Raw genomic sequence first — 8,038 nt, forward strand, 5'->3', positions numbered from 1 at the left:
GAAGCCCCCATGTTAATTTTTAGGGAAGCGCTGGAGATTTTTGCCTATAGATGTTTTGCATATTTATTTTCGGTGAAATATGCGTTTCTGTTTTAATCAGCGCTTCCCTAAAGCGCCGCGTCCGGCAGGAGGTGTGCCTCTTTGACCGAGAAGCACACCCGCAGCGCTTGCCCGGAGCCCAGTCGATCGCCGTCGGTGCTCAGCAGATCCATCAGCAGCGTCTCTTCTCCGATGCTGCAGGCCACGCGTGTCACAGGCCCCAGAAAGATCTTTCCCTGAACGATGCCCTCCAGGACATTGTCGCCCGCGTCCTCCGCATCGGCCGGGGACAGATGCTCCGGCCGGATCGTCAGGGTTGCGGGGCCGGCCGGAACGTTTCCGCCGGCGCGCAGCACGCGTCCGTTCCACGTGAAGCCGCCTGCGCCGTCCCATGTCCCTCTCAGGATGTTGTTGACGCCGATGAAGTCGGCCGCGAAGAGGGAGCTGGGGGCGCTGTAGAGTTCGAGCGGTGTGCCGACCTGTTCCAGCCTGCCCCGGTTCATCAGGCCGACCCGGTCCGAGATGGAGAGCGCCTCCTCCTGGTCATGCGTGACGTAGAGCATGGTGATGCCGCTCTCGCGCTGAATGCGCTTGATCTCGAACCGCAGTGCGTTGCGCACCTTGGCGTCGAGGGCCGACAGGGGCTCGTCCAGCAGCAGAACCCTGGGCTCGATCGCCAGGGCCCGGGCCAGGGCGATGCGCTGCTGCTGTCCGCCCGAGAGTTGGCGCGGCAGGGCATCTGCCCGGTCGGACATCCCCACCATTTCCAGCAGCTCGGACACTCGGCGGCGGATATCGGCTTCCGGCCGTTTCTGAGCCTTCATCCCGAAGGCGACGTTCTCGGCCAGCGTCATGTTGGGGAACAGGGCGTAGTTTTGAAAGACGATGCCCACGCGGCGCCGATTGGGCGGTACGCCGTCCATGTCGGCGCCGATGCGGACGATCCCCTCGTCGGGACGGATGAAACCCGCGACGAGACGCAGGATCGTCGTCTTGCCGCAGCCCGAGGGGCCGACGATGGAGAGGAACTCCCCCTGCGCCACGGAGAGCGAGATGCCCCGGATGGCGTAGCGATCGCCATATTTCTTCCCGATGCCCTCCAGCTCGATCCCGGGGATGGCCCGGTCCTGGATGCGGTTCATCGCGTCTCTTCCGCCAGAGCCAGTTCCACGGCCTCCTGCGGGCTTCCGGCCGTCAGCATGGGGGTGGGCTGTCCCTCCTCGTCGCGCAGGTTCCAGGTCCGGAGCCCGACGACACGTTTGCCCTGCCGCAGGGCAAAGCCCAACTCCGTCAAGGTCCCGTAGGCGCCGCCGATGGAGATGACGGCCGAACCCGCCGAGGCGACGGCCATGTTGCGGAGCTCGCCGAGCCCCGTCACGATCGGCAGGTCTACGTAGGGGTTGGCCTCTTCCATGGATGTGGGCAGGAGTCCGACGGAGGTCCCGCCCCCCTCCCGGACGCCCCTGCAGACGCCCTCCATCACGCCGCCGCGCCCGCCGCAGACGACAATGCAGCCGCGCCGGGCGAGCAGACGGCCCGTCTCCCGAGCCAGCTCGTAGAGATCCGGGGTGGCCGTCGAGGTCCCGATGACGCTGACGATCCGTTTTCTCTCTGGGATGTTTTCCTGATGTTTTCTCACGTTCAAGGGACTTAACCTCCTAAGGTGGCGTCGGCCGAGAATGAGCGTCCCAGCAGCGCCAGGCCCGACAGGGTCAGCAGGCTGACGAGGATCAGGAGAGTCGTTGCCGCGCAGGCGAACCCTGTGGAGACGTAGAACGCCTGATAGAGTACGACCGGAAAGGTCTGCGTGACGGAGCCGGTGACCATGACGGCCAGCTGGAACTCTCCGAGCGACATGGCGAAGGTCATCAGGGCGCCGGAGAGCAGTCCGGGCAGCAGGTTCGGGATCAGGACCCGGCGCAGCGTCATCCCGAACGAGGCCCCCAGCGATAAGCACGCCTCCTCCAGGAGGCTCCATCGGATCATCTCGATATTGGCCATCAGGGGACGCATCATGAAGGGCAGCGTGTAGACGACGTGGGCCCCCAGAAGAAGCGGCCAGGTTCCGACCAGAGAAAAGCCCTTCCAGTTGAAGGCCTGGATCAACCCCAGCCCCATCACGACCGGCGGTATGGCTATGGGCAGCAGCATGCAGAAGTCGAAGAGGGTCCGCAGCCGCCGGCTGTTCAGAACGTGGATGGCGTAGACCGCAGGGACCGCGATCGCGGCGTTGAGCAGAACCGCCAGCGCCGCAACTCTGAGGCTCATGAACATGGCGCGGACATACATGGACTTGCCGAAGAGCTGGACGTACCACTTCAGGGTGAAGCCCGAGGGAAGGAGGGTACCAAACCATTTATCCCCGAAAGAGCCCAGGACCATCAGAAAGATGGGGGACAGGACGAAAGCGAAGTACAGGACGATCAGGGACAAGAAAAAGGAACGTCGGAGCAACATGAAACCATTCTCTCCTCCTCGGAAGTATTGACCTCATTATAAGGCAGTTTGACCAAACGGGGGAGTGGGGCGGAGCGATAAGTGTCATAGATAAGTATCATGGAACTGCAGGGGGCGCGGATTGTCGCGCCCCCTGCCCGCTTCGGTGGTCGAGTCGGTTTTGGCTCCCGATGCCTCAGAACACCGCGTAGTCGGCGTCCAGCGGGTCGGCGATGAACATGCAGCCCGGGGAGTGCGTGATGGCGAATTCCGGCTTCACCGCCATGATCGCCGCCTGGGGCGTGACGCCGCAGGCCCAGAAGACGGGGAGCTCCCCGGGACGAATCTCCACGGGGTCGCCGAAGTCGGGCTTGCCGATGTCCGCGATGCCGATGGCCCCCGGGTCCCCCACGTGGACCGGAGCGCCGTGCACCGCCGGGAACCGCCCCGTGCAGAGCACCGCCCTCGGCACCAGGGACGCGGGGATCGGCCGCATGGAGACGACCATCGGGCCCTTCAGACGGCCCGCGGGGTGACAGGGGATGTTGGTGACGAACATGGGGACGTTGCAGTCGCACTCGATGTGCCGGATGCCGATATGGGACTGGAGCAGCGCGCCCTCGAAGGAGAAGGAGCAGCCCAGAAGGAAGGCGACGAGGTCGTCCCTCCAGTAGCGCCTGACGTCCGTCGGCTGGTCGACGCATTCCCCGTCCTTCCAGACGCGGTAGCGCGGGATGTCCGTCGCGATGTTCGCGCCCGGCGCCACCAGGCGGGGCTCGGTGTCCCCCGGCTCCGTCACGTCCAGGATGGGACAGGGCTTGGGGTTGCGCTGTGCGAACACCAAAAAGTCATAGGCCAGGTCCCTGGGCAGAACCACCAGGTTGGCCTGCACGTGGCCCGCACACATGCCGGAGGTTGGGCGGTCCCATTTCCCCTCCCGGATCATCCGGCGCACGTCCTGCGGACTGTGGTTTGCGTAGTCGCTCATCTTGTCCATGGTCTGAATCCTCCTCTCCGGGGCCTCCAGCCCCGGATCTTCGATTGGCGGGCACTTCTGCCGCGGAGTGCCGTGTATGGCGATCGCGTATGGGGATCATGGATCATGAATGGCCGACTGTCCCCGCGGAGCTCAGCCGCGCAGCGGCCCGACCGCGATGCCCTCCCTCTCCAGCGTTGCGCGCACCGTCCGGGCCATACCGACGGCGTCGGGGTTGTCCCCGTGCACGCAGATGGAATGAGCCTTCAAGCGAAGTTCACTGCCGTCGGCCGCCGTCACGACCCCCTCCTTGACCAGCCTCACCATGCGGGCCGCGGCCTCCTCGGGATCGTGGATGAAGGCCCCCGGCCTGCCGCGTGGAACCAGGGAGCCGTCGGGCATGTAGCCTCGGTCGACGAAGGCCTCCGCGGCGAAGGGGACGCCCGCATCGGCCGATGCGGCCTCAAAGGCGGAGCCCGCCAGCCCCATCAAAATGACGCCCTCCCCCAGCGCGCGCACGGCGCGGGCGATGGCCTCCGCCAACCGGGGGTCCTTGGCCGCCTGGTTGTACATCGCCCCATGCGGCTTCACGTGCTGGAGCTCGATCCCCTCGGAGCGGCAGACGGCGGCGAGCGCGCCCGCCTGATAGAGCGTATAGGCATAGAGCTCGTCCGGCGTGCAGGCCATGCTGCGCCGCCCGAACCCCATCAGGTCGGGATACCCCGGGTGTGCGCCGACGGCCACGCCCGCGACCCTGGCCGCGCGCACGGTCCCGAGCATCACCATGGGGTCGCCGGCATGCCATCCGCAGGCCACGTTCGAGGAGGTGATGGACCTCATTACCTCCTCGTCCATGCCCATCCTCCAGTCTCCGAAACTCTCACCCAAATCGCTGTTCAGGTCGATGTGCAGATCCGTGAATCCCATCCTGGAAGAGCCCCCTTTCAAAGCCTCAAGGCTGCCGTGCTGCCGCTCGTGCACCGGGCCGCCGGTGCGATCGTTCCCCTCCAGATTAGGCATGGTAAAGCGGAAAGTCAAGAGAGAACTTCACTGCTTTTCAGTTGAGCCAGTCTGCATGCTTGCATGTATAATTAAGCGAACTTATAGTAAGAAAGCGCGGTGAATTCCACGGGATGATTTTTTCCTCAGGATGCCGTGCGCACAACCCGCGGGGAGGAATGAAGCATGACGGAACTGCAGAGGAAACACTCGAAAGGGGAGACGGTGAGCATACTGCTTGGTGCGGCCTTCCTGATGGCGACCTCGGCCATCGGTCCTGGCTTCATTACGCAGACGACCGTGTTCACGGAGCGGCTGAAAGCCGCCTTCGCCTTTGCCATCGTGGTCTCGGTCCTTGTGGACATCGTTGTCCAGCTCAATGTCTGGCGCATCCTTGCCGTGTCGGGCCTGCGCGGACAGGATGTCGCCAACCGGGTGCTGCCGGGCCTGGGCTATTTCCTGGCCTTCGCCGTGGCGCTCGGAGGCCTGGCCTTCAACATCGGCAACGTCGGCGGCGCGGCCCTGGGGTTCAACGTCATGCTGGGCATGGATCAGAACACGGGGGCCATCGTCAGTGCCGTCATCGCCATCGCCATCTTCCTGTGGCGCGACCTGGGCAGGGCCATGGACCGGTTTACCCAGGTCCTCGGGCTCGTCATGCTCGCCATGATCGCCTACGTGGTCGTCCGGACCAGCCCGCCCGCGGCCGAGTCCGTGCGCGAGATCGTCAAGCCCTCCGTCATCGACTGGACGACGATCCTGACGCTGGTGGGGGGAACCGTGGGCGGCTACATCACCTTCTCCGGCGCACACCGGATCATCGACGCGGGCATCGTCGGCACGGAGAACCTCGGGCGCATCAACCGGGGCTCCCTGAACGGAATCCTGATCACGGGCATCATGCGTTTTTTGCTGTTCATGGCGGTTTTGGGGGTCGTCGTGACCGGCGTGAAGCTCGACCCCTCAAACCCGGCCGCGGACGCTTTCCGCATCGCGGCGGGCGAGGTGGGGTACAGGATATTCGGCGTTATCCTCTGGTCCGCGGCGATCACCTCCGTGGTGGGCTGTTCCTATACCTCCGTCTCCTTCCTGCGCACGCTGTTCGGCTTTGTCGAACGCTACTACCGATATTGGATCATCGGGTTCATCCTGGCCTCGACGATGGTCCTGACGCAGGTTGGGCGTCCTGTGACGCTGCTCGTCCTGGCGGGCTCCCTCAACGGAATGATCCTGCCGCTCTCGTTGGCCTCCATGCTTCTGGCCGTGCACCGCAGGGACATCATGGGCCAGTACCGCCATCCCGTCTGGCTCACCGTCCTGGGGTGGGTTATGGTCGCCTTCACGGCCTGGATGGCCTGGGGCGCTCTGCAGGGGCTCGTCAGGCTGTTCGGCCGATGAGCCGCGTTTTCTGAAATTCGGCATGGGGGCGAAGCCGCCATGTCCACTTCGTAATCAAGTTCTCCAGGAGGGATGTCCCATGACCGGCTCCATCGCCCCGCGCATCCTTCATGCGGGGGAAAGCTGTCTCGTCGTCGAGTTCGGCGGCGCCATCGACCTGGGCGTGAACGCGCGGGTCCAGGCCCTGAGGAAGAGGGTCGAGGCGTCGCCCTTCCCCGGGTTCGTCGAGGCCGTGCCCACGTATCGTTCGCTCGCGGTCTGTTTCGACCCGCTCCGTGCGCCGGACCCGGACCAGCTCGAGCGGCGGCTGTTGGAGATGTCCGAGGCGCCACTCGAGGCCGGACCTTCGGGCGGCGGGAGGGTCCTCGTGCCCGTCTGCTACGAGGGGGACTTCGCCCCCGACCTCGGCCGGGTCGCGGAGCACACGGGGCTTTCCCCCGACGAGGTGGTGCGCCGCCACAGCGGGGCCGAATGCTACTGTTACATGCTGGGGTTCACGCCCGGATTTTCCTACCTCGGGGGGATGGACGCGACGCTCGAGACCCCGCGGCTGCCGGAACCGCGGGAGAGGATCCCCGCCGGATCGGTGGGAATAGCCGGGAAGCAGACGGGCATCTACCCGATCGACAGCCCCGGAGGCTGGAACCTGATCGGGCGGACGCCGCTCCGGCTCTTCGACCCCGGCCGTCCCGTTCCGATCTTCCTGAACGCGGGGATGTGGGTGCGCTTCGTCCCAATCCCTAAAGGGGACTTCGAACGCCTGGAGCGCGACGCCGCGCGGCCGGACTGGAAGCCCGACATTGTGGGGGAGGTGGAGGCGTGATGCGCTTGTCGGTCGGGAGCCCGGGGATGTTCACCACCGTTCAGGACCTGGGGCGGTACGGCTGTCGGTCTCGGGGCGTCCCCGTGGCGGGGGCCATGGACGGTCCCGCGCTGCGGCTGGGCAACATCCTGCTGGGCAACGACGAGGGGGCCGCGGCCCTCGAGATCACCGTGCTGGGCCCGGTCCTTCGGGTCGAGGAGGGGGAGGGGTGCGTCGTCGTCACCGGCGCCGACGCCGGCGTCACCCGCAACGGAGCGGCGCTCGATACCTGGCGGGTCCATCGCGTGGCGGCCGGCGACACGCTGGCGTTCGCCGCTCCGGCTTCGGGGGCTCGGGCGTATCTGTGCGTCAGCGGGGGCTTCGACGTTCCGTTGGTCATGGGCAGCCGTTCCACCTACGTACGGGGCCGGTTCGGCGGCCACGAGGGAAGGGCACTGAGGGCCGGGGACGTGCTGCGGACCGGGGCCCCGGATGTCCTTTGGGCGGACTCCGAGGGGCTGGCCCTGACTGTCGGCCTGCGTCCGGTACGAGACGCCTCGGCGCCGCTGCGCGTGGTGATGGGGCCTCAGGACGATGCCTTCACGCCGGGGGGGATCGAAACGTTCCTGAGCTCGGAGTACACGGTTTCCGCCTCGGCCGACCGCATGGGGTACCGTCTGGAGGGGCCATCCGTGGAGCACTGCGAAGGGGCCGATATCGTGTCGGATGCCGTCGCCCTGGGCAGCGTCCAGGTGCCCGGCCACGGCCAGCCCATCGTGATGCTCGCAGACCGGCAGACGACGGGCGGCTACACGAAGATTGCAACGGTCTGCGCCGTGGACGTGCCGGTTTTGGTGCAGCGGCTTCCGGGCCAGGGGGTCCGCTTTGTGCGCGTCTCCGTGCCCGAGGCCCTGAGACTGCTCCGGGACGAGGCCCGGCTTTACGGGGAGGCGCGGCGTCTGCGCGCGGCGTGGCGGACGCGTCCCGGCACGGTGTCTCCGGCCTCTGGGAGCGGTCTGCATCGGGAGCGCGGCCGGATGACGCTGACGGTGGACGGCGTTGCGCACGCGGTAGAGTGGGAGCGGCTGCCCTAGCGGTCCGGCCTGGCGGGCCGGACAACGGGATCGTATCACCGTACCCCAAATCCGCAGACAAAATTTTGGCGTTCGGCAAGGAGGGGTTCTATGCGTTTTTTGCCGCACCTGGCGTAGCAGGATCGAGGCCAGCCCAACCGATACCATGACGCGTCCGATTCCTTCATGAAACCGTCGCAGCCTGTGGATTTCCTTGCATCTTCAATTCTTGACAACCCCCCTCTCTGAAGCGTAAACTTTTATTATCCTGAGAAAAAATTATCATGTCATTAAAAATCGCATGGCGAACGCATG

Annotated in this window: 8 protein-coding genes; 3 read left to right on the forward strand and 5 right to left on the reverse strand. The window is 65.7% G+C overall.

Features of this window, described 5'->3' with window-relative positions; all coding sequences use genetic code 11:
* Positions 1 to 107: 107 nt before the first annotated feature.
* The 5 genes from Q0176_RS02285 to Q0176_RS02305 form a co-directional block, all read right to left on the reverse strand.
* Positions 108 to 1,181 carry an ABC transporter ATP-binding protein gene (locus Q0176_RS02285; protein ID WP_299298846.1) on the reverse strand — a complete coding sequence of 358 codons (1,074 nt, stop codon included), beginning with the start codon at positions 1,179 to 1,181 and terminating at the stop codon, positions 108 to 110.
* The gene (locus tag Q0176_RS02290) at positions 1,178 to 1,678 is read right to left on the reverse strand and encodes a TIGR00725 family protein (protein WP_299298865.1); all 501 of its coding nucleotides are present in this window, start codon (positions 1,676 to 1,678) and stop codon (positions 1,178 to 1,180) included. The genes Q0176_RS02285 and Q0176_RS02290 overlap by 4 nt, the downstream gene beginning before the upstream one ends.
* Positions 1,679 to 1,689: 11 nt before the next feature.
* Complete coding sequence (locus Q0176_RS02295) at positions 1,690 to 2,496, reverse strand: ABC transporter permease subunit (RefSeq protein WP_299298850.1); 807 nt, start codon at positions 2,494 to 2,496, stop codon at positions 1,690 to 1,692.
* A gap of 175 nt (positions 2,497 to 2,671) precedes the next feature.
* On the reverse strand, positions 2,672 to 3,472 hold the full coding sequence (locus tag Q0176_RS02300) for a putative hydro-lyase (protein WP_299298853.1): 801 nt from the start codon (positions 3,470 to 3,472) through the stop codon (positions 2,672 to 2,674).
* A gap of 132 nt (positions 3,473 to 3,604) precedes the next feature.
* A complete protein-coding gene (locus tag Q0176_RS02305) occupies positions 3,605 to 4,378 on the reverse strand; it encodes a 5-oxoprolinase subunit PxpA (protein ID WP_299298856.1) in 774 nt (257 codons plus the stop codon).
* 258 nt (positions 4,379 to 4,636) lie between these two features.
* Between Q0176_RS02305 and Q0176_RS02310 the strand changes: the two genes are divergently transcribed.
* From Q0176_RS02310 to Q0176_RS02320, 3 genes are all read left to right on the forward strand, one after another.
* Complete coding sequence (locus tag Q0176_RS02310; protein ID WP_299298859.1) at positions 4,637 to 5,848, forward strand: NRAMP family divalent metal transporter; 1,212 nt, start codon at positions 4,637 to 4,639, stop codon at positions 5,846 to 5,848.
* 79 nt (positions 5,849 to 5,927) lie between these two features.
* On the forward strand, positions 5,928 to 6,671 hold the full coding sequence (pxpB, locus tag Q0176_RS02315) for a 5-oxoprolinase subunit PxpB (protein WP_299298862.1): 744 nt from the start codon (positions 5,928 to 5,930) through the stop codon (positions 6,669 to 6,671).
* Positions 6,671 to 7,744: a biotin-dependent carboxyltransferase family protein gene (locus tag Q0176_RS02320; protein WP_299298868.1), complete on the forward strand. Its 1,074-nt coding sequence runs from the start codon at positions 6,671 to 6,673 to the stop codon at positions 7,742 to 7,744. Before pxpB ends, Q0176_RS02320 begins: the two co-directional genes overlap by 1 nt.
* The last annotated feature ends 294 nt before the right edge of the window (positions 7,745 to 8,038 follow it).

The organism is uncultured Fretibacterium sp. (assembly GCF_938040765.1).
Lineage (GTDB): Bacteria > Synergistota > Synergistia > Synergistales > Aminobacteriaceae > CAJPSE01.